At 69.8% G+C, this 21517-nt stretch carries 19 protein-coding genes; 10 read left to right on the top strand and 9 right to left on the bottom strand.

Annotation, left to right across the window (positions count from 1 at the left end; translation table 11 throughout):
- Positions 1-55: 55 nt before the first annotated feature.
- The 6 genes from F0U63_RS30875 (at position 56) to polA (ending at position 9996) form a co-directional block, all read left to right on the top strand.
- The gene (locus F0U63_RS30875) at positions 56-961 is read left to right on the top strand and encodes an FHA domain-containing protein (RefSeq protein WP_395835319.1); all 906 of its coding nucleotides are present in this window, start codon (positions 56-58) and stop codon (positions 959-961) included.
- A gap of 143 nt (positions 962-1104) precedes the next feature.
- On the top strand, positions 1105-1641 hold the full coding sequence (locus F0U63_RS30870; RefSeq protein WP_395835317.1) for a prepilin peptidase: 537 nt from the start codon (positions 1105-1107) through the stop codon (positions 1639-1641).
- A gap of 29 nt (positions 1642-1670) precedes the next feature.
- Positions 1671-3119, top strand: coding sequence for a type II and III secretion system protein family protein (locus F0U63_RS30865; RefSeq protein ID WP_395835315.1), 1449 nt, complete (start codon positions 1671-1673; stop codon positions 3117-3119).
- A 169-nt stretch (positions 3120-3288) separates the two neighbouring features.
- Positions 3289-5028: an ATPase, T2SS/T4P/T4SS family gene (locus F0U63_RS30860; RefSeq protein ID WP_395835313.1), complete on the top strand. Its 1740-nt coding sequence runs from the start codon at positions 3289-3291 to the stop codon at positions 5026-5028.
- Positions 5029-5035: 7 nt separating this feature from the next.
- Positions 5036-7255, top strand: a complete 2220-nt coding sequence (locus tag F0U63_RS30855; protein ID WP_395835311.1) for an FHA domain-containing protein — start codon at positions 5036-5038, stop codon at positions 7253-7255.
- A 65-nt stretch (positions 7256-7320) separates the two neighbouring features.
- Positions 7321-9996: a DNA polymerase I gene (gene polA / locus F0U63_RS30850; protein WP_395835309.1), complete on the top strand. Its 2676-nt coding sequence runs from the start codon at positions 7321-7323 to the stop codon at positions 9994-9996.
- A 252-nt stretch (positions 9997-10248) separates the two neighbouring features.
- Here the strand turns inward: polA and F0U63_RS30845 are convergent, their stop codons facing one another.
- The 4 genes from F0U63_RS30845 to proC all read right to left on the bottom strand — a co-directional run bounded on the left by F0U63_RS30845 (position 10249) and on the right by proC (position 13566).
- Positions 10249-10767, bottom strand: a complete 519-nt coding sequence (locus F0U63_RS30845) for a hypothetical protein (protein ID WP_395835307.1) — start codon at positions 10765-10767, stop codon at positions 10249-10251.
- Between the two features lie 153 nt (positions 10768-10920).
- Positions 10921-12090 carry a peptidase MA family metallohydrolase gene (locus F0U63_RS30840; protein WP_395835305.1) on the bottom strand — a complete coding sequence of 390 codons (1170 nt, stop codon included), beginning with the start codon at positions 12088-12090 and terminating at the stop codon, positions 10921-10923.
- 99 nt (positions 12091-12189) lie between these two features.
- The gene (locus F0U63_RS30835) at positions 12190-12717 is read right to left on the bottom strand and encodes a DivIVA domain-containing protein (RefSeq protein WP_002628268.1); all 528 of its coding nucleotides are present in this window, start codon (positions 12715-12717) and stop codon (positions 12190-12192) included.
- A gap of 21 nt (positions 12718-12738) precedes the next feature.
- A complete protein-coding gene (proC, locus tag F0U63_RS30830) occupies positions 12739-13566 on the bottom strand; it encodes a pyrroline-5-carboxylate reductase (RefSeq protein ID WP_395835302.1) in 828 nt (275 codons plus the stop codon).
- Positions 13567-13727: 161 nt separating this feature from the next.
- On the opposite strand from proC, the gene F0U63_RS30825 reads away from it, so the two are divergent.
- On the top strand, positions 13728-14246 hold the full coding sequence (locus F0U63_RS30825; RefSeq protein ID WP_395835300.1) for a J domain-containing protein: 519 nt from the start codon (positions 13728-13730) through the stop codon (positions 14244-14246).
- Here the strand turns inward: F0U63_RS30825 and F0U63_RS30820 are convergent.
- A complete protein-coding gene (locus tag F0U63_RS30820; protein WP_395835297.1) occupies positions 14192-15172 on the bottom strand; it encodes a stage II sporulation protein M in 981 nt (326 codons plus the stop codon). The two genes, F0U63_RS30825 and F0U63_RS30820, sit on opposite strands and share 55 nt — an antisense overlap.
- Position 15173: 1 nt before the next feature.
- Positions 15174-15938 carry an RDD family protein gene (locus tag F0U63_RS30815; RefSeq protein WP_395835295.1) on the bottom strand — a complete coding sequence of 255 codons (765 nt, stop codon included), beginning with the start codon at positions 15936-15938 and terminating at the stop codon, positions 15174-15176.
- Between the two features lie 475 nt (positions 15939-16413).
- On the opposite strand from F0U63_RS30815, the gene F0U63_RS30810 reads away from it, so the two are divergent.
- Positions 16414-17103, top strand: a complete 690-nt coding sequence (locus F0U63_RS30810) for a LuxR C-terminal-related transcriptional regulator (RefSeq protein ID WP_395835293.1) — start codon at positions 16414-16416, stop codon at positions 17101-17103.
- Between the two features lie 138 nt (positions 17104-17241).
- Complete coding sequence (locus F0U63_RS30805; protein WP_395835291.1) at positions 17242-18033, top strand: WecB/TagA/CpsF family glycosyltransferase; 792 nt, start codon at positions 17242-17244, stop codon at positions 18031-18033.
- Positions 18034-18057: 24 nt separating this feature from the next.
- Here the strand turns inward: F0U63_RS30805 and F0U63_RS30800 are convergent, their stop codons facing one another.
- Positions 18058-19146: an ABC transporter ATP-binding protein gene (locus F0U63_RS30800; protein WP_395835289.1), complete on the bottom strand. Its 1089-nt coding sequence runs from the start codon at positions 19144-19146 to the stop codon at positions 18058-18060.
- Entirely contained in the window at positions 19128-19805 is a 678-nt protein-coding gene (modB, locus tag F0U63_RS30795) for a molybdate ABC transporter permease subunit (protein WP_395835287.1), read from the bottom strand. The genes F0U63_RS30800 and modB overlap by 19 nt, the downstream gene beginning before the upstream one ends.
- 371 nt (positions 19806-20176) lie before the next feature.
- Here modB and F0U63_RS30790 point away from each other — a divergent pair, with 371 nt between their 5' ends.
- The gene (locus F0U63_RS30790) at positions 20177-20704 is read left to right on the top strand and encodes a hypothetical protein (RefSeq protein ID WP_395835285.1); all 528 of its coding nucleotides are present in this window, start codon (positions 20177-20179) and stop codon (positions 20702-20704) included.
- On the opposite strand, the gene F0U63_RS30785 is transcribed toward F0U63_RS30790, so the two are convergent.
- Positions 20679-21446, bottom strand: a complete 768-nt coding sequence (locus tag F0U63_RS30785; RefSeq protein WP_395835283.1) for an energy transducer TonB — start codon at positions 21444-21446, stop codon at positions 20679-20681. The genes F0U63_RS30790 and F0U63_RS30785 overlap by 26 nt on opposite strands.
- Positions 21447-21517 lie beyond the last annotated feature (71 nt).

Raw genomic sequence — 21517 nt, 5'->3', positions numbered from 1 at the left:
CGTCCCGGGAACGCTCTGTTATCGTCCGGCGCTCCTGGATGAGTGAGTCAAACCGATGATTGACCAGAATTCCCGTCCTGCCCGCAAGGTCGGCATCGCCGACCACCTGTGGGAGACCTACGAAGACATGGCCCAGCAGATGGGCTCGGACCGCGACGCGCTCATCAATCAAGCGTTGTTCATGTTCGCGCGTCTCAATGGCTTCCTCGAGGTGCGCCCGAGCCGCTCCGAGGCGCCCGCCGAGATGGCCTCCGCCGCCCCGGCCACGGCCGCCGCGCGGCCCTCCGCCCCGGCCGCCGCCCGGTCCGCTCCGCCCGTGTTGCAGCCGGTGAGCGGAGGCGGCGCCAAGACGCCCCAGCCGCCGCCCCGCGAGGACACGCCGCTGCCGGCGCCCGCCCCGCAGCGGGCCTCCCCCCGCATCGAGGAGCGCCCCTCGGCCAACACCCTGGACAACGATCCGGCCCGCCGCGAGGTGGCCGAGCGCGTGCTGGAGACCGCCGCCGAGCTCGAGCGCCTCATCAAGGGCAAGAGCAACGAGCCTCGCGAGGAGCTGGACGAGGAGCCCCTGGCCGACGAGCACGACTCGGATCTGGGCCTGCCCGAGGACGAGCCGCTGCCCGAGGACGAGCCGCTGCCCGAGGACGAGGCGCCGCCCGAGGACGAGCCCATGGACCAGGCGGTGGGCGGGCTCTTGCTGTCCATGGACAACGCCGAGCCGCAGAGCATCACCAAGGAGCGCTTCGTGATCGGCCGCGGCAAGCACTGCGACCTGGTCATCAACTCCGGCAAGGTGTCGCGCGAGCACGCCGTCATCGTCCGCGAGGGCGACGACTTCTTCATCGAGGACCTGGGCTCGTCCAACGGCACCTGGTTCAACAAGCAGCGCATCAAGCGCCGCAAGGTCGAGGACGGCGACGAGTACTTCATCTGCAGCGAGCGCGTCCGGCTCACCTATCAGTAGACGCACCGGAAGAAGCTCCGGAGAATCACCAGGAGCGCTGTCTTTTCAGGAAGTTGGGCCGTTGCCTGATTGACGGATGACGGTCTTCCCTGGTTTAGTTGGCCGCCTCCTCCCATCCCCCCGGGGGAGGCGGCCCGCCTTCGATGACGCCTTCTCACATCGCGCTGTGGATCGTCCTGGGCATGGCGCTGGTGATCTCCGTGGTGACGGACGTGCTCCGCCGCCGGATCCTCGACGTCGTCACCTATCCCCTGATGGTGGTGGCCCTGGGCGTGCGCCTGGCGAGCGAGGGGGTGGGTGGGCTGGAGACGGGGCTGGTGAGTGGGGTGGTGTCCGGGGCGGGATTGGCGCTGGTGCTGGTGCCGGCGGCGCTGCGCGGGCGCATGGGGTGGGGGGATGTGAAGTTGATGGCGGGCGTGGGCGCGGTGTTGGGCTTTCCCGCGGTGATGGCCGCGGCGGCCTTCATCTCCCTGGTGGGAGCCCTGCAGGCGGTGGTGACGCTGCTGTGGCACGGCGCCGTCTGGGAGACGTTGGGCGACCTGGTGCGGCGTTGGGCCGTGCGGGTGAGATGGATGCAAGAGGGCGCGGTGGACGCGCCGCGACGCCATATCCCGTATGGCGTGGCGATCGCGCTGGGGACTTTCTGGGCCATGTGGTGGCAGCACGACAGATTGGGGTAGCTCGGATGCGACGCGAAGGAACTCACACGATGCTTGGACGCTTCACCCAGGCCGCCATGATCGGCCTCCTGTTGACCGTGCTGGTCGCCGCGAGCGCGCAGGCCCAGGACAGCTCGCTCATCAACCTGGGCATCGGCGCCCAGAAGGTGCTCTCCATCCCCGGCATGACGCGCATCTCCATCGGCGACCCCGGAGTCGCCGAGGTGAAGGCGCTCGGTCCGGGCCAGGTGCTGGTGCTCGGCCAGGGCGAGGGCAAGACGACGCTGCTCGTGTGGAAGGGCAACGGCCAGCGCGTCACCTACAACATCGCGGTGCGCAAGCAGGATCCCAACGAGGTCAGCTCCGACATCAAGAAGCTGCTCGGGGAGATTGAAGGCGTCAGCATCCGCATCGTGGGGGATCGCATCTTCCTGGACGGCCAGGCGTACACGTCCGCGGACGCCGCGCGCATCGAGGAGGTGGCGGCGCTCTACCCGAACGTGAAGAGCTTCGTGAAGGTGGCGCCCAACGCCAAGAAGCTCGTGGCGCAGAACCTCACCGCCGCCTTCCAGAAGGCGGGCCTGCGCAACGTGCAGGTCAACCCCCAGGGCTCCACCATCTTCCTGGAGGGCTCGGTGGAGAGCCAGCAGGAGATGCAGAAGGCGGAGCTGCTCGTCAAGGCGCTGGGCGAGAAGGTGGAGAACCTGCTCGTCGTGGGCATCAAGAAGATGATCATCTCCGAGGTGCAGTTCGTGGAGATCCGCCGCAACTCGCGCGACCGCTACGGCATCAAGTACCCCACGGACATCGCCGGCACCGTGTCCGCCACGGCCACCATCAACCAGGCGCTCTTCCCGGGCTCCTTCGGCTCGGGCGCGGGCATGGCGTCGCTGGCGGCCGGCGCGGAGTTCGCCGTGGGCTTCCAGGGCAATGACGGCTACGGCCGGCTCCTGGCCCAGCCCAAGCTGGTGTGCGCCAGCGGCGAGAAGGCCGAGTTCCTCGCGGGCGGCGAGGTGCCCATCCCCCTCATCACCCAGAACCAGTTCTCCGTGGAGTACAAGCCCTACGGCGTCATCCTCAACCTGCGCCCCACCGCGGACAGCAACGGCAACATCCAGACGGAGATCGAGGCGGAGGCGAGCGAGCTGGACACCTCGGTGGCCGTCTCCATCGGTGGCTCGGCGGCCATCCCCGGCTTCCGCACCCGCAAGGTGAAGACGAACGTCACCGTGCGCCACGGCGAGACGATCGTCCTGTCCGGCGTGTTCAGCCACGACGAGCAGAAGGCCGTCAGCAAGCTGCCGGGCCTGGGCCACATCCCCATCATCGGGGAGATCTTCAAGAACCGCGCGTTCGACTCCACCAAGCGCGAGCTCGTCATCTTCGTGACCCCGCGCATCGTCACGCCCGACTCGGACAAGATCCACACCCTCATCGAGGACGTGAAGAGCCGCTACAAGCAGGCGCGCTCCGAGGTCACCTTCAACATCTTCGACTGAGCTGCCCGTCGAGGCTCCCCGCCCGCTGTCCGGGCGGCCCGAGGCCGGTCTCCATCCTCCGCGAGGGAGGGGAGCCCGGCCTCGGCGCGTTCAGGGGGGCGGGCGGGCGCGTGGCGGCGCGTCATGTCCCCTTGGTGCCGCACGGGGACGCTTGGTAGCATCCGCGCCCATGTTTCTGATTACGCTCGAGGAGAAGGGTGGCGGCACCGAGCAGATCGAGTTCGAGAAGAACGAGATCACCATCGGTCGCCTGGATGGCAACGACATCCGTCTCGCCAAGGGCAATGTCTCCAAGTACCACTCGAAGATCATTGCCAAGGACGGCAAGTTCATCGTCGTGGACATGAAGTCCACGAACGGCACCTTCGTGAACGGCAAGAAGATCGCCGGGCCGCAGGTGGTCAAGCCGACCGATCAGATCTCCATCGGCGACTACATCCTCAACGTGGAGGCGCTCGAGCTGGAGGCCTCCCAGACGCGCACGGCGCCTCCCGAGGAGGAGTACTACGACGAGGAGCCCGTCGAGGAGGAGCCCTACGAGGAGGAGCCGCCCGCGCAGGAAGCCAACGCGCGCATGCCCGCCTCGCTCGCCTCGGCGCTCGCCAAGAACAGGAAGCGGGTGGATCCCCGGGTGGAGGCCTATACCCGGCTGCAGAAGGAGATCCACGACCGGCTCATCGAGTACCTCGACCTGCGCCGCATGGACATGGACCGGCTCGGGGACGACGAGCTGTGGCGGCGCACCGAGAAGGCCATCAGCGACATCATCGATCAGATGGAGGCGGACGGAGAGCTGCCTCCCGAGGTGGACCGCGAGGATCTGCTCACCGACGTCATCAACGAGGCGCTGGGCCTGGGGCCCCTCGAGGCGTTCCTCGCGTCGGATGAGATCAGCGAGATCATGGTCAACCACGCCAACCAGATCTACATCGAGCGCAAGGGCAAGCTCGTGCTGAGCGAGAAGACGTTCAGCTCGAACCAGGCGGTGCTCGGGGTCATCGAGCGCATTGTCGCGCCCATCGGCCGGCGCATCGACGAGTCCAGCCCCCTGGTGGACGCGCGCCTCAAGGACGGCAGCCGCGTCAACGCCATCATCCCGCCGCTGGCGCTCAAGGGCCCCTGCATCACCATCCGCAAGTTCAAGAAGGACTCGCTGAAGATCCAGGATCTCATCAAGTTCAAGACCGTCACGGCGCAGATGGCCGAGTTCCTGGAGATGTGCGTCAAGGCGCGCAAGAACATCGTCATCTCCGGCGGCACGGGCTCGGGCAAGACGACGACGCTCAACATCATCAGCTCCTTCATCCCCGAGGACGAGCGCATCGTCACGGTGGAGGACGCCGCCGAGCTGCAACTGCCGCAGGATCACTGGGTGCAGCTGGAGAGCCGTCCGCCCAACCTGGAAGGCAAGGGCGCCATCACCATTCGCGATCTGGTGAAGAACTGCCTGCGCATGCGGCCCGACCGCATCGTGGTGGGCGAGTGCCGCGCGGGCGAGACGCTGGACATGCTCCAGGCGATGAACACGGGCCACGACGGCTCGCTCACCACGCTGCACGCCAACACGCCGCGCGACGCCATCGCCCGGCTGGAGACGATGGTGCTGATGAGCGGCATGGAGCTGCCGGTGAAGGCCATCCGCGAGCAGATCGCCAGCGCCGTGCACATCATCGTGCAGCAGACGCGCTTCTCCGACGGCACGCGCAAGATCTGCTTCATCACGGAGATCGCCGGCATGGAGGTGGACATCGTCACCCTCCAGGACATCTTCTATTACAAGCAGGAAGGCTTCACGGACGAGGGCAAGGTGCGTGGCCGCTACGTGGCCAGCGGCTTCGTGCCCAAGTTCTACGATGACCTGCAGCGCAAGGGCATCCCCGTCAACATGAGCATCTTCCGCGAGGACTGACCCCGTCATGCCTACCCTGGTCATCCGTCATCCCGACGGCAGCGAGAGTGAGCAGGAACTGACTGGCGAGCTGAGGGTCGGCCGCCAGGAAGGCACCAACGATTTGATCCTCGCCGAGGGCGGAGTGTCGCGCCGCCACGCCCGCTTCTTCGAGGAAGACGGCGAGGTGAGGGTGGAGGACGTGGGGAGTGCCAATGGCACCTTCGTGGATGGCCAGCGCATCACCGGCCCCACGGCGCTCACGCCCACGTCGGAGGTGGTGCTGGGCGACTATGCCCTGCGGCTCAAGGCACCCGCCCGGCCCGCCGGGGTGCGCCGGAGCGCGAAGCCCGCGGGTGAGGCGGGCGCGGCGCCCGGAGGCGCGAGGCCGGCGCCCACCCGCTCCATCCCCGCCGGAAAGCGGCCTCCCTCGGCGCTCGCCAGGCGCCCTCCGTCCGCCGTGGTGCCTCCCCCCGAGGACCGCGCGGATGGGGAGAAGGAGGACGAGGGCGGGTTCGTTCTCAAGGGCCTCACCGGTCCCTGGGCCAACCAGAAGTACCCGCTCCAGAGCAAGCTCGTCGTGGGCCGGCAGGCGCCCGCCACGGTGCTGCTCGACGACGACTCGGTGAGCCGCCGGCATGCCGAGGTGGAGCTCGGCCCGGACGGGCCGGTGCTGCGCGACCTGGGCAGTGCCAACGGCACGCTGCTCAATGGCGAGCGGGTGGCTCCCCAGGAGCCCATGGATTTGCGGCCCGGTGACGTCATCACCTTCGGCATGGTGGAGGTGGTGGTCGAGCGCACCGGCTCCGCGCCGGCCAGGAAGGGCCGCGCCTCGCGCGCCGAGGCGGCGGGCTCGGAAGTGGCGCCCGCGGCGGCCTCGCGCAAGCGGTTGCTCATCGTGGCCGCCAGCGTGGTGGGCGTGCTGCTGGTGGCGGGAATCATCAAGAGCACCACGGGGGGCTCGGAGGAGGGTGGCTCGGGGGCCCTGGCCGCCCAGGGCTCGCCCGCCGCGGATCCCACCGAGCAGATCCAGGAGTTGCTCAGCCAGTGCCGTTCCTACTCCTCCATGGAGATGGGCGGCGAGCCGGATTGGGGCAGGGCGCAGACGGCCTGTTCGAAGGTGCTCAACCTCGATCCCATCAACTCCGAGGCCGTCTCCCTCATGAAGCGCATCACGCTGGAGAAGGATGCCTCGGAGCAGTTCGCCCAGGGCATCAAGTCGCTCCAGCGCGGCAAGGACGAGGAGGCGCTGGATCTCTTCAAGAAGATTCCCAAGGAGAGCACCTACTTCCGCCGGGCCAAGCCCAAGGTGCAGGAGGCGGTGCTCCAGGTGATGAAGCGCTCCGAGGACGACTGCAAGCGCTACGTGCGCGACTCCCAGTGGAGCGCGGCGGTGCCCCGGTGCGAGCGCTACATGGGCTTCGCCTGCCAGAAGATGTCGCGCGAGGAGCTGGAGCCGCCCATCGGCTTCACCCTGGTGATCGACTCGCGCCGGCGCCTGGGCCGCACCGAGTGGCGGCCGAAGAACAAGCTCTACGTGGACTTCCTCAACGCCCGGCAGAAGTTGGATCCCACCGCCGAGCCCTGGCACTGCCCCGTGTCGGACATCTTCATGGATGACGACGCGGCGCCCAATCCTCGCAAGGTGGTGGAGGAGGCCTTCAAGCAGCGCTACCCCAACAAGTACATGTCCGAGGCGATGCTGGACTACTGGGGTGGACGCGGCAACGAGGCCGTCGCCACGCTGCAGCGGCTGCGCAACAACTACGAGATGGCCCAGTACCACGCGGACGCGGACAAGATGATCGCGGACGTGAACAACGTGGATCAGCTCTTCAAGATCGGCCAGGGCCACCTGCAGAGCGAGGACGTGGAGAAGGCCGCCGAGGCGCTCCATGAGGCGCTGGACGTGGACAAGCGGCTGATGGACAACCTGTTCGAGTCGCGTCCGTCCTTCTACCGCCGCAACATCCAGCAGGACATGGCCGCCAAGGCCATCACCCGCGGCAAGTACTGGGACGAGCGCGGCGACGGGCGCCGGGCCTGCCGCATCTGGAAGCTGGGCTTCAGCTTCTACGCGGGCAACACGGACCTCAACTCGGAGGTGGGCCGGTGCTCCACGCGCGCCCTCAAGGCCTTCAAGACCGCCCAGTCGTGCCAGGACCTGGACCTCGTCCTGGAATACGCCGTGCCCAACGACGGCATGGCGGAGAAGGTCGCCGAGCAGAAGAAGCAGGGCGGGTGTTGACGGGTAGCGCGTGAGCTTCCTACCAACGTGGACAGAGGGGCGTGGGCTCGGTTAAGGCCGGGTCCATGGTCCCCCCTCCCTCGAATGGCGCGCCCCGCCTCGTCCTGATCGACGCCTCCAGCTTCATCTTCCGCGCCTATCACGCCATTCCTCCCCTGACGACCCGCCAGGGGATTCCCACCAACGCCACCCTGGGCTTCACCCGCCAGGTGCTCAAGGCGCTCCGGGAACTCGAGCCCTCCCACGTGGCGCTCGCCTTCGACAAGGAGAGCCGCGCCGAGCGCCAGAAGATCGATCCCAACTACAAGGCCAACCGCAAGGAGACGCCGGAGGATCTGTCCCAGCAGTTCCCCTACATCCGCCGCGTGGTGGAGGGGCTCGCGCTGCCCATCCTGGAGGTGGCCGGCTGGGAGGCGGACGACGTCATCGGCACCCTGGCCCAGCGCGCCGTCGCCGAGGGCTTCGACGTGCTCGTCGTCACCGGGGACAAGGACTTCGTGCAGATCGTCTCCGAGCGCGTGCACCTCTATGATCCGCAGAACGAGCGCTACACCACTCCCTCCGAGGTGAAGGAGCGCCTGGGCATCGAGCCCGCGCAGATGCGCGACTACCTGGCGCTCATCGGGGATGCCATCGACAACGTGCCCAAGGTGCCGGGCATCGGCCCCAAGAGCGCGGTGGAGCTGCTCACCCAGTTCGGGGGCGTGGACGCGCTGCTCTCGCGGCTCACCGAGGTGAAGAAGCCGAAGATGCGCGCGGCCCTGGAGGCGCACCGCGACAGCCTCCTGCTCGCGCGCGACCTGGTGACGTTCCGCACGGACCTGAAGCTGGACGTGAGCATCGCCCAGCTCGTGCGCCAGCCCCTGCGCGAGGAGATTCTGCGCCCGCTCTTCACCGAGCTGGAGTTCTCCGCGCTGCTCAAGGAGCTGCCCGCGCGCGAGCCCACGAAGCTCGAGACGCAGACGGAGCAGGTCACCACGAAGGAGGCACTCGAGGCGCTCGCCACGGCCATCCGTCAGGCGGGGCGGGTGACGCTCTTTCCCGCCTACGAGGGCCTGCCCCTGTCCGCCACGCTGGTGGGGCTCGGGGTGGCGCTGCCGGATGGCACCACGCGCTACGTGCCCCTGCACCACGAGGGGCTGGGCGTGGAGCAGGTGAAGCCCCCGGACTTCAAGCGCGCGCTCGTGGGCGTGCTGGAGGACGAGGGGGTGAAGAAGGGCGGGCATGATCTCAAGGCGCTGTGGCTGCTGCTCGCGCGCGAGGGCATCCAGCTCAGGGGCGGGGAGGAGGACGTCGAGCTGCTGAGCTACCTGCTGGATGCGTCGCGGCGCGATCACACCCTGGAGTTCCTCGCCCGCGAGCGGATGCAGGTGGACCTGCCCGCGCTGCCCTCCACGGGCGGGCGCAAGCCGCGGCCCCTGAAGGAGTTCTCGCCCGCGGAAGTGGCGGTGGCGTACGCGGTGCGCGCGGACGTGGCGCGGCGGCTCGTGCCCGGGCTCCAGGAGGAGCTGGAGCCCCTGGGCCTCAACCGGCTCGCCAAGGAGCTGGAGGTGCCGCTCGTGCCCATCCTCGCGCGCATGGAGGAGCGGGGCGTGAAGGTGGACGTGGCGGCGCTGCGGAAGATCTCCGACAAGGTGGGCGCCGAGTGCGACGCCAAGGTGAAGGAGATCCACCAGCTCGCGGGCACCGAGTTCAACGTGGGCTCCAACCCCCAGCTCGCGGAGGTGCTCTACAAGAAGCTGGAGCTGCCGGTGCTCAAGCGTGGCAAGACGGGCCCGTCCACGGACCAGGAGGTGCTGGAGAAGCTCGCCGAGAAGCACGCGCTGCCGCGCGCCATCATCGAGTACCGCTCGCTGTCCAAGCTCAAGAGCACCTACCTGGACACGCTGCCGGAGCTGGTGACGAAGGACGGGCGCCTGCACACCACCTTCCACCAGGCGGCCACGGCCACGGGGCGTCTGTCCTCGTCGGATCCGAACCTGCAGAACATCCCCATCCGCACCGAGCTGGGCATGGAGATCCGCCGCGCCTTCATCGCCGACGAGGGCCACCAGCTCGTCTCCGCGGACTACAGCCAGATCGAGCTGCGGCTGCTCGCGCACATCGCCGAGGACGAGGTGCTGCTGGACGCCTTCTCCCGGGACGAGGACATCCACAGCCGCACTGCGGCGGAGGTCTTCGGCGTGCCGCAGGCGGAGGTGACGAAGGATCAGCGCCGGGTGGCGAAGATGGTCAACTTCGGCATCGCCTACGGCCTGTCGCCCTACGGCCTGTCCACGCGCCTGAACATCCCCGAGGAGGAGGCGCGCGACATCATCGAGCGCTACTTCACGCGCTACGCCGGCATCAAGCGCTACCTGGACGAGACGGTGCGGGTGGCGCGCGAGCGGGGCTACGTGGAGACGCTCTTCGGACGGCGTCGGCCCATGGGGGACCTGAGCGCGAAGAACCGCCAGGTGGTGCAGGCCGCCGAGCGCGCCGCCATCAACATGCCGATTCAAGGCACGGCGGCCGACCTCATGAAGAAGGCGATGCTGGAGGTGGACGCGGAGCTGGCCCGAAAGAAGCTGCGCACGCGGATGCTGCTGCAGGTGCACGACGAATTGCTCTTCGAGGCACCCGACGACGAGGTGGAGGCCGTGAAGGAGCTGTCGCGCCGGTGCATGGGCGCGGTGATGACGCTCAAGGTGCCGCTCAAGGTGGAAGTGGGGGCTGGAAACACGTGGGCGGACGCGCACTGACGTACGCGCCCGCCCGGAAAAAGTGTCGACCCGTCCGGCCGTCAGAAAGGCTCGCGTGGACCCCCGCCCACGCGGCTTTCAGCGGCCATACCGTGCGCGTTCTCCGAACCCCCGTACGGGAACGCGCCCCGTGAGCGCCTCGGGCCCCCCATGGCCCGTCAGCGCAGCCCCCTTCAACCGCCGGCCCCGGACACCGCCCCCCAAGCGGGGGAGGCGTCAAGCCGGACGGGTCGACCAACCCTTCGAAAAAACTCAGTGCGCCGGTGCGTGCTTCTCCCCGGAGTGCGTCTTCTCGCGCCCCCGGGCGGGCTTCTCGAAGCACTGCACGACGAGCCCCGCGAATGGCACCCGCGGCTTGGGCGCGAAGGGGTTGGCCAGGTGCTCCACCAGCTCCTGCGTCGAGCTGACCGCCTCGTCCAGCGCCTGGTTCACCACCGCGCGCTCCGCGTCCCCTCCGCCGAGCGTCTCCACCGCGTCCAGCATGCAGCGGCGCAGCGCCACGAACTCGTCATTCAGCACCCGCGAGCCGCGCTGGGACGACAGCCGCAGCACCGCGCGCGTCCGGCTCCAGGCGCTGCCCCCCACGCCCTCCAGCGTGCGGCCCACCTCGCGGATGAAGGGCTCCACCACGCTCTCCAATTGGTTGTGGGGAGGAGAGCCGTCCTTGCGGGCCTCCGCGAAGCGCATCCGGCGCCATGCCGCCGCGAGCCGCTCGGGCTGCCCCACGAACACCCTCGCCACCCCTGCCCTTCGCCGTGCGTGCTCCGCCATGACGCCTCTCCTCCCCACTGATGCACGGGGCTTAAGCAAGGCGCTGGCCAACGGCTTCACGCGGCCAATGGACAATGAATTCAGCCACTTGGCGCGGCGCACCGGGGCACCGCCGCGCCCGGTTCTGTAGATTCTACCCGGGGAGAGGGGAACTCAGTGCACGGTGGGCTTCGCCGGACGGGGCAGCGTGTCCTCGTCCTCATCGCGCTCCGCGCCGGGCGGGGAGGCCGGCTCGTACCACTCGGGGATTTCCAATGTCTCGGGCGCGGCCGGGGAGGCGGCCAGGTCCGGGGGCACCAGGGCGGCGCGCTGCTGGGCGAGCTCCGCCTCGAGCGCCTCGCGCATGGCGGCTTCCTCGGCGGCCTCGCGCGCGTCCATCTCGATGAGCCGCTGCTCCTTGATGGCGCGCAGCCTCAGGTACGCCCCCGCGCTGAGCACGATGATGAGCAGCCACAAGAGGGAGGTGCTCGTGGTGAGCGGGAGCCAGCCGTAGCGGGCCGCCAGTCCCTCGCGCCAGGCCTGCTCCTCCACCCACAGCGAGGTGTGGAAGGCCTTGCCGAAGGCCTGCTCGAAGGGCTGGCCCGTGGCGACCTCGTCCACCAGCCGGCCCATGCCCTCGGGGCCGTAGTGCGACGAGAGCCACGCCACGAAGGCCGCGCTCTGCGCGTAGGCGATCTCCACGTCCGTGGGGAGATCCGGCCACTCCTCGGCCAGGTGCTCGAAGCGGAACACCTTCTCCTGCGCCACCGCGCTGAAGAGGGCCGCGTAGTGCGTCATGGACAGGTTCTCCCCGGTGAGGTGCTGCGCGAGCCCCTCCTGGAACCAGCGCGGCCAGCGCGGCGCGAGCTGCCCGAGCGCCACGTGCGCCAGCTCGTGCCGCAGCGTCACCTGGCCCTCGGGGCCCGCGAGCGTCTGGGCGTTGAGCAGGATGATGCGGTGGGCGGGGTAGGCGAGCGCCACCGCCCAGCCGGGCGGCTCTCCTCCGGGCAGCGCGAGCGCCTCGAACTCCTCGCGCCCCATGCCCACGCGCACCTCCGTCGTCCCGGGCCAGTCGCGCCCCAGCACGCTCACGAAGGCGTCGCGGATGGACTCGATGCCGAGGGCGAGCTGGCGCGAGGACTCCTGGGAGCGGGCGGTGTAGAGGATGTGGAAGCGGGGCGTGTCCACCGCGCCGACCACCAGCCCTGGCGGGGCCGTGGGCACCAGGGCGGGCTCCACGTGGCCCTGGGCATGGCCCGCTTCAAGCCGCGGACCGGCGATCTCTTCCTGGGCCCACCCCCGGGGCGAGAGCAACAGCAGCAGCAGCAGGAGCAGGTGGCGCATGGGCGGGCCTCACGTGCCCGAAGACATAGCAGCCTGGGCCCACGCCGCGCCAAGCTCTGTGCCATCCCTTGCTCGCGACGCGTGGCGTCACACGGGGGACTACTCGCCGCTCTGCGCCTTCTTCTGGGTGAGGTAGGCCACGTTGTCCTCGACGCGCGCGTAGTCCTTGTCCGCGAAGGTGCGCCCGCTGAACGTCTCGAGCAGCTTCTGGTGCGCCTCCACCACGGACTTCACCTGGGACTCGAACTGGGTGCGCTGGCGCTTGAGCTCGTTGATGTCCTCCACCACCTGCACCAGCCGCTGGTGCGCGCCGTGGACGATCTTCTCCGCCTGGTGCTCGGCGTCCGCGAGGATGATCTCCGCTTCCTTCTTGGCCGCGCCCTTCATGTCCTCGCTGATGCGCTGGGCGGTGACCATCGTCTCCTGAAGGGTGCGCTCGCGCTCGAGGTGCTGCTCCAGCCGCAGCTGGGTGCGCTTGAGCTCCTCCTTCAGGCCGATGTTCTCCTTGACCACTTCCTCGAACTCACCCGCGATGAGCTCCAGGAAGGCCTCCACCTCTCGCTTGGAGAAGCCGCGCAGGGCGGTCTCGAAGCGCTTCTGCCGGATGTCGAGCGGGGTGAGCTTCATGACCCCGAGTATAGGCCAGCCCTAGGACTTCTCCAGGAACTGCTCCCCGAGCTCCTTCGAGCGGCGCGTGGCCGCCTCCACGGCGTTGATGAGCGTGGTGCGCAGCCCGCCTGCCTCCAGGGTATGCAGGCCAGCGATCGCCGTGCCGCCGGGGCTCGTCACCTGATCCTTGAGCTGGCCGGGGTGCGTGTTGGTCTCGATGAGCAGCTGGGCGCTGCCGAGCACCGTCTGCGCGGCGAGCTTCTGGGCGGTGTAGCGCGGCAGGCCCACCTTCACGCCCGCGTCCGAGAGCGCCTCGATGATGAGGAAGATGTAGGCGGGGCCGCTGCCGGACAGGCCGGTGACGGCGTCCAGGAGGTTCTCCTCCACCACGGTGGTGATGCCCACGGACTGGAAGACGCGGCTGGCCACGGCCATGTCCTCCTCGCTCGCGTGCTCCCCGGGGGCGAGCGCGCACGCGCCCATGCCCACCAGCGAGGGGGTGTTGGGCATGGTGCGGATGACGCGCATGCCCTGGCCCAGCCGCCGCTCCATCACGGAGATGGGCACGCCGGCCGCCACGGAGACGAAGAGCTTCTTCGTGTCCGCCGCGGGCGCCACCTGGCGGAGCACCTTGTCCAGGGCCTGGGGCTTGACGGCGAGCACCACCACGTCCGCCTCGCGCACCGCGGCGACGTTGTCCACGGTGGTGCGCACCCCGTAGGTGCGCCGCAGGCCGTCCAGCCGCTCCTCGCGGCGTCCGGTGGCGATGATGGAGTCGGGCCGCGCGGTGCCGGCGCGCAACAGCCCCTTGATGAGCGCCTCGGCCATGTTGCCGGCGCCGATGAAGGCGATGGTCCGTTCGAGCATCCGCCGGTTCTAGCGCGGAATGGCCCCGGCCGGACGCCGGGTGTGAGCGGATTTTTCCACCGCTCCCCCCGCTCATTTTTTTTGACAGGGGATCCGATCGTGAGACCTTGCGCCCGCTACGAACCTGTAGCGCCTGGACACACACCGAGGTGGACACACCCATGAGCGCGGCGGTTGGGACGAGCTGGAACTGGCGGACCCTGGAGAACGTGGAGGTCGAGTGCACCTATTGCGGTGTGCGCATGGCCCGTCACGAGGGACCGAGCATCAAGTACTTCCGCTGCGGCTCGTGCCACCGTTGGGTGTCGAGTACCTACACGGACGTGTTCCGCGCGGACGCGAAGATGCGTACCCACCCGGTGAAGGACAACACGGAAGGGGACGCGCGCTTCCTGGCGGCCAAGAGCAAGCTGGAGGCGTGGCTGGCGGCGCTGGACGAGCAGGATCCGCACCAGGTGCTGGGCGTGTCGCCGTCGGATCCCATCGAGGTGGTGCGGGCGCGCTTCCGCGAGCTGGCGCTGGCGCAGCACCCGGACCGCGGCGGCTGCGAGGCGAAGATGCGGGAGCTGAACGTGGCGTACGAGAAGATCCTCGGCCACCGCCAGCGCGCGCGCACGCCGGTGCGTCAGCCGGCCGCGGCGCCCGCGCGGGGCCCGGCACTGCCGGCGCGCAGCAGGTAGCCCCAGAAGAGCGCCCCCAGCGCGAGCCCCAGCGAGGCCTTCACCCACCACGGGAAGAAGTCGCCCGGGGAGATGAAGCCCTCCACCACGGCGATGAGGGCGAGGAAGGGGGCGCACCCGAGCACGAGCTTCACGGACTCGCGCCCGCGCAGCACCAGGGCCTGGCCCCGGGGCAGCTCGCCGGGATCGATGAGCGTCTGGCCCACGCGCAGCCCCGCGCCCCCGGCGATGACGATGATGGACAGCTCCACGGGCCCATGGGCGGCGATGAAGTCGAACAGCCTGGCGCCCAGCCCCTCGTGCACGCACAGGGCGGCCACCGAGCCCAGGTGCACGCCGTTGTTGAGGAGCATGAACACCGTGCCCAGGCCGAGCAGCAGCCCCGAGGCGAAGGTGGCGATGGTGACGGTGAGGTTGTTGGTGGCGATGCCCGAGGCCACCGCGCCCGGCGGGGCCACGGACAAGAGGCCGTCCGTCCACAGCTGCTTGCGCGAGATGTAGTCGCGCAGGTTCTCGGGGACGAGCAGCTCCGCGCCCCGGGGCTCGAGCAGCACCACCACCGCGCCCAGGAGGATGCCCAGCAGGAACAGGCCGGCGCTCACGGCCACGAAGGCGCCGTGGGCGCGCAGGGTGCGCGGGAAGTCCTGGCGGAAGAAGGCGAGCAGGGCCGCCCAGCGCTCGCGCGGGGGCTGGTAGATGGCGGCGTAGGCCCGGGCGCACAACTGGTTGAGGAAGCGGTGGACGTCGGTGCCCGGGTGGAAGGTCTGCGCGTGGGCGAGGTCCGCCGCCGCCCGCCGGTAGAGCACGTCGAGCGTGCGCAACTCCTCGAGGCGCAGGGTGCCCGCGCGCTGGCGTGTGAGCAGCGCCTCGAGTGACTCCCAATCCGGACGGCGGCGGGCGACGAAGGCGGGCAGCGAGGAGGCCACGTCAGCGCTCCGCCTGGACGCGCGCGCGCAGGAAGGACTCGGCGCCCCCGGGCATGGCGAGCAGCGTGGCGCGTTGTTGCGCGTCGAGCCCGCCATAGCGCTCCACCAGGCGCGCGCCCAGGCGGGTGCGCGCGGCCGGCTCGAGCCAGGGCGCCCGCGCGAGGAAGGACAGGATGAGCTCCACGTCCCCCGAGGCGAGTCTCGCCGTGGCGCCGGCGGGCGGGAGCGCGGCAGCGGGCGCGGGCGCGGCGGTGTACTTGTCCAGGTCGATGCGCTCCTCGCGCACCAGCAGGGTGCCGGCGAGCAGATCTCCCAGCCGCCGGTGCTGGCGCGTGAGCAGCACGCTCAGGCACCCGACGGCGTAGATGAGCGGGAAGGAGTCCACCACGCGCACGAGGTTGCGCACCGCGCTCTCCAGCACGCCCACGGGCGAGCCATCCACGCGCACCACGCGGATGCCGACGAGCCGCTTGCCGGGCGTCTGGCCCCCCATGAGCACCTCGCACAATGTCCAGTACACCCACTGGGTGGCGAACACGCCCAGCACCATCAGTGTGCGCACCAGGCCGGACAGGCCCTGGAAGAAGCCGACGACGTCACTCACCAGCAGGGTGAAGACGAAGTAGGTGAGCACCCAGAAGGCGAAGAGCAGGGCCAGGTCCACCAGGTAGGCCAGACACCGATAGCCGATGCCGGCCACGGGGAGGGAGAGCGACACGCGCTCGGGCGTGGCGACGTCCAGGCTGGGGGAAGCGGGGGATCTCATGTGTTGGGAAGATTACCTGGAATGGCCACCCTGGCGTGGCTTCTCGTTCCCCGGGAACGGAGGGTTGTCCTGTTCGGACACGCTCCACGGAAGGGGGCCAGTGCCCGCCGCCCAACATCTTCCCGGGCCCATGGGTTCGCCCGTGCACAGTCGCGCGGCACGCGCACTCCGCCGTGGCTGGACAGCGAGACGAGGGATGGCCATTCGTCATGTCGTTGGTCGAGAAGGACCACGGTCGTATCGCGGTCGTCCGGGTGGTGGTTTCATCCCGGTGGTAGTTTGGGAGTAAAGTCGTCCGGGTGACGACAGCAGCACGCAGCACGCAGTCGCAGTGTCGACGGTCGGGCCGGACATCCTCGCGAGCCACAACGCGCACGATTCATCTCGAGATCGCCAGGATGTGGGCCGGACCCTGAGTTTGGTTGGTTTCACTAAAAAAATGGGCAGTACGCCATGATGGCTGGGGGGCCCTCACATGGCAGCGAATCAAGCGGATGTGCGCGTTGGCTTGTTGGAAGGACCTTGGGCGGCCTGGCAGGGTTTGGCCGATGGGTTGAAGGGTGAAGGTCTCAACCTGCTGTGGGTGACGCGCGATGCGCGCACGCTCCTGGATGGGATCGGCACGGATCCTCCGCAGGTGGCCATCCTGGACGTGGAGCCGGGTGGAGACTCGGGCATGGGGTGCTCGAGCATGGAGGGGCTCAACCTCCTGCGCGAGGCGCGCAAGCGCCGGCTGGAGGTGCGGATGCTGGTGTTGTCCTCGGCCAACGCCCAGGACTTCATCTCCCAGTGCTTCGATGAGGGGGCCTCGGGGTATCTCTTCCGGCAGAGCCTCACGTCGAACGCGGTGTGCACGGCCGTCAACGCCCTGGTGCGCGGGGAGCGGCTCTTTCCGGTGCAGCTGTTGCGCAACGACTTCGAGCATTCTCCGGTGACCACCGCCACCGCGAGTGTGCTGCTCACGCTCACGCAGCGCGAGCGCGAGGTGCTCGCCTACGTGGCCGGCGGCGCGGACAACCTGAAGATCGCCGCGCACCTGCAGATCGCCGAGCGCACGGTGAAATCCCACGTGACCCAGCTCTACCGGAAGCTGGGCGCGGAGAACCGCACCCAGCTCGCGTTGCGCGCCTGCCACCTGGGCGTCCGGCCACCGCCGGATCTGTAGCGTTGGACGAATCCGGCCGGGGCGAACACGTCACACACTTGTCAGCCACCGGAGCCGAGAACGTCAGACTCCCCTGGCAGATCAGGGCTCGCGACACCACTGTGTCGTTCCCTTGAGGGCGTCAGGAGGAGGCGGGTCATGCGTGGGGTGATGAGGCTGGTGACGGCACGGGCTGGGCTCGTTCCGTCCAGGCCCTGGCGGTTCGACAAGAGCCCCGCGGGCGGCTTGCCGCGGGTGCGCATCGGACACGTCCCCCTGGACCTGGGCCGCCTGGATGAGGTGCTCCGGGCCGTCGAGGGACTCGTCACGGGCGGACAGGGGGGACGTATCCTCCTGCCGGACGTGGAGCAGGTGGTGCGCGCTGAACGCGACGAGGTGTTGCGCTCGGCGCTCGCCACTGCGGAGTTGTCGCTGGCGGGAGGCCCCGAGATGATCCGCGCCGCCGGGCGCCTGGGGGTGCCCGCGCTCGCCCTGGAGCCGCGAGCGGGCGCGCAGTGGTTGCCGCCGCTGGCGGCCCTGGCGCGGGAGCGGGCCTGGCGTGTCGTCGTGGTGGCCGAGCGTCCGAAGCTCTCGGAGTGGGCGGCGGGCGCGCTGCGCGATCGCTACGGGCTCCTGGCGGTGGGCGTGGCCGCGCCGGACGTGCCGGACAATGGCCGGGGGCCGTGGGTGGACACCTTGATCGATCGCATGGAACTCACGCGGCCCGATCTGGTGTGGGTGTCCATGGACACGCCCAAGCAGGAGCTGTTCTGCCAGCACGCGGCCCAGCGGCTGCACGGGGCGGTGCTGCTGGGAGTGGGCTCGGCGATGGAGTCCCTGCTGGACGGGCGCGGCGGGGCGCGTGCCCGCGGTGTGTTGCGCTCGCCGTGGCGGTGGCTGCTCCAGCGGCTGGCGTTCCAGCGGGTCCTCGCCCACGCTCGCGCCACCTGAGCGCGGCCGGGCGCTGGGGGGTGCTCACGGGCGGGGAACGAGCCGCACGGCGGGCGCCTTGAAGGAGGCGGTGACGGCGCGTCCCTCGGCGAGCCCCAGCTCCTCGCGCGACAGCCGCGTCACCCGGGCCACCAGGGGCACGCCCGCGTCGAGCGTCACGCGCACCAGGGCGCCCTCGGGCACGAGCGAGACCACGGTGCACGCCAGCCGGTTGCGCGCGCTGGTGGGCGTGGCCTCGGGCGGGCCGAGGGTGATGTCCTCCGCGCGCAGGCAGACGAAGACGGCGTCCCCTCCGGGTGTGGACTCCAGGGCGAGCAGGCAGTGGGGGCCCACCTCCACCGTGGCCAGCCCCGCCTCGCGCCGCACCACCCGGCCCGGCAGCACGGTCTCAATCCCCGTCATCCGCGCCACCGCGAGCTCGGCCGGGTGGTTGAACACGTCGGCCACCGGCCCCACCTGGCACACCCGGCCCTGCTCCATGGCGACGAGATCGTCTCCCAACGCGAGCGCCTCGAGCCGATCATGCGTCACCACCACCGTGGGCACGCCCAGTTCGCGCAGCAGCCGCCGCAGCTCGCCCCGGAGTCCCTCGCGCGAGGGTGCGTCCAGCGCCGACAGGGGCTCGTCCAGCAGCAGCAGGCGCGGGCGGATGGCGAGCGCCCGCGCCAGGGCCACCCGTTGCTGCTGGCCCCCGGACAGCTCGCGCGCGCCCCGGCGCTCCAGTCCTTCCAGGTGCAGGAGCGAGAAGAGGGCGCGCGAGCGCTCCTGTCGCTCGGCCACGGGCAGGTGCGCGAGGCCGAATTGCACGTTCTGCTCCGCGCTGAGGTGGGGGAAGAGCGCGTAGTCCTGGAAGAGAAAGCCGATGCGCCGCGCCTGGGGAGGCAGGAAGACGCGGGTGCTCGAGTCGCACCACGTCTCCCCGTGGAAGAGGATGCGGCCGTGCTCGGGCCGGGCCAGCCCCGCCAGGGCGCGCAGCACCGTGGTCTTCCCCGCGCCCGAGGGGCCGAAGAGCACCGCGACCCGGCCCGGCGTGGCGGGCAGCGTCAGGTGGGCCTGGATGGTGGGGCCGTCCCGGAAGCGCTGCTCGAAGTCGATCAGGAGCGCCGCGTCCATGCGCCCTCCCTCCCGCGGCGCAGCCCCTGGGTGAGGGCCAGCACGACGAACGACACGATGAGCAGCACGAGCGACATCCTCCCCGCCGCGTCATAGTCCAGCGCCTGCACCGCGTCGTAGATGGCGATGGAGGCCGTGCGCGTGTGGCCCGGGAGGTTGCCGCCCACCATCAGCACCACGCCGAACTCCCCCAGCGCGTGCGCGAACGTGAGCACCATGCCGGAGAGGATGCCCGTGGCCGCCAGGGGCAGCACCACCCGGAAGAACGTGCGCGCGCGGGACACGCCCAGGCACCACGAGGCCTCGATGAGGCGGGGATCCACGCCCGCGAGCGCGGCCGTGAAGGGCTGCACGGAGAAGGGCAGGCTGGAGATGACGGAGGCGAGCAGCAGGCCCTCGAAACTGAAGGGCAGGGGGTGTCCGGAGAGGGCCTCGAAGGCGGGCCCCAGCGGACCCCGGGGGCCCATGGCCCGCAGCAGGTAGAAGCCGAGCACCGTGGGGGGCAGCACCAGCGGAAGCGCCACCAGGGCCTCGAGCAGGAACTTCCACCGCCACCGCGAACGGGCGAGCCACCAGGCGATGGGCAACCCCAGTGGAAGCAGCAGCATCGTCGTCCAGCCCGCGAGGCGCAGGCTCAACAGCAGGGCGGTCGGGTCCACGCGTCCTCTCGTTCCCGGGGTCCGGACGTCTTATCCGCGAGTGGCCGTCAAGGCCCCGGTTTTCGACCGTCTCGGACCCCACACTGTCCCTCGCGGCATCCGCGTCCCGGCACTCCGGGCCCGAGGGACGGCGACAGGCCTCCGGCCGGGGGACTCTGGAGTTTCTTCCGGACTGTTCGGGAGTGTCCCGGTAAGAAGTTCCACGTTGCGCTGGGGGTGCTCGTCGGGGTTGCATTGACGCGGAGAGTCTTCAACCCGGACAGACCGGGCAACCTTCCGTTTTCCCGAAAGAAAGGAGGGGCCCGGGAAGAGGACCTCACGAGGGGTGTGGGCCCTCCGGGTCCGGCACGCTTCTGGCTTTGAGGCGGGGCATGGCAACCACCTCCAAGCACAGTCATGTCAGGCCGGCCGTCTGGACGACGTGGGCCCCGTCGATGGGTGTTCTGTGCGTGGTCGGCGCACACCTCGTGGCCGCCATGCTGGGTCTGTACACCTCGGCACCCAATGTCACGGTCCTCCAGCCCACGGGCGATGCGTTCCAGGGCCACCTGGAGATCTCCGTCCAGGCGAGTGATGGCCCCACGAGCGCGGGGGTGCGCCGGGTGGAGTACCAGTTCGACTCTTCCTCGGGGGCCTGGACGCCGCTGCGGCTGGAGAAGGAGACGATGACCTACAAGGGTCGCTACGATCTCTCCGCCGTGAAGGGCGGCGGTCATTCCCTGTACCTGCGCGCCGCGGACTTCGCGGGCAACCTGCGCGTCGTGTCCGTCCCGGTGACGGTGAGCCCGGTGGAGGGCGCGGGGCCCACCATGGCGGACGCGAAGCGAGGGCCGCGGGCCGACAAGGGCCCCGCCCAGGGCTGGCCTTCGGAGACTACTGCATCTGGAGTTTCACGTTGAAGGTGTAGATCGCGTTGACCGGCTTGCCCTGGAAGGTCACCGGGCGGTAGCGGCGGCTCTCGAGTGACTCGAGCACCGCCTGATCCATGAAGGGCAGGCCCTTGAGGACGCGGCAGTCGTTCACCTGTCCGTCACGGGTGATGGTGCACTTGGCGATGAGCAGCCCACGCACCCCCGCCTGGAGCGCATCGGACGTGTAGCGCACGGGCACGCCCTCGGAGAGCAGTTGTGGGGGCGTCATGCCGGCGCCGAAGAGAACCACCTCCTCGCCCGTGCCCTGGAGCGAGGGCCCCGGGGGGCAATTCAGGCACGCGGTATCCCCGATCACCTTGCCGATGGCGCTTCCCAGGGGCGAATCCGTGGCCTCGCTGCTCGCCTCCACGTCCGAGGGCGTGGGCTCCACCGGCTCGGGCTCCACCGGTTGGGGCTCGATCGCGGGTGGGGGCGGGATGAGCGAGGGCTGGCGCAGCGTCTTCCGGGGCGCCGGGGGCTTCTTGGCGGCGGGCGCCCTGGGCGGTGGGGGCTTCTGCTCGAGCCGGGGGGGCGTCGTCTGGGGAGGGCCTGCGGGGAGGTGTTGAAAGATCAAGACGTCCGGCTCCTTCGGGGGAGCGACTTCCTGGGCGGCTCCCGACACGAGCAGCGCTCCGCCGAGCACGCCCGCGTGCACCAACAGGGAAACCCAGACGCCCGTGCCGAACCGACCCCTGCCCGCTGCCGACTGCTGGATGACCGACTGAAACATGTGACGCCCTCCGTGGCTGACACACAACAACCTACGGAGTCGCGTGGACGGCGTGGCCTTGGGCCGTCCAT

The organism is Cystobacter fuscus (genome assembly GCF_044360685.1).
Classification (GTDB): Bacteria; Myxococcota; Myxococcia; order Myxococcales; family Myxococcaceae; genus Cystobacter; species Cystobacter fuscus_C.
This window is presented reverse-complemented; position numbering and strand designations above follow the sequence as displayed.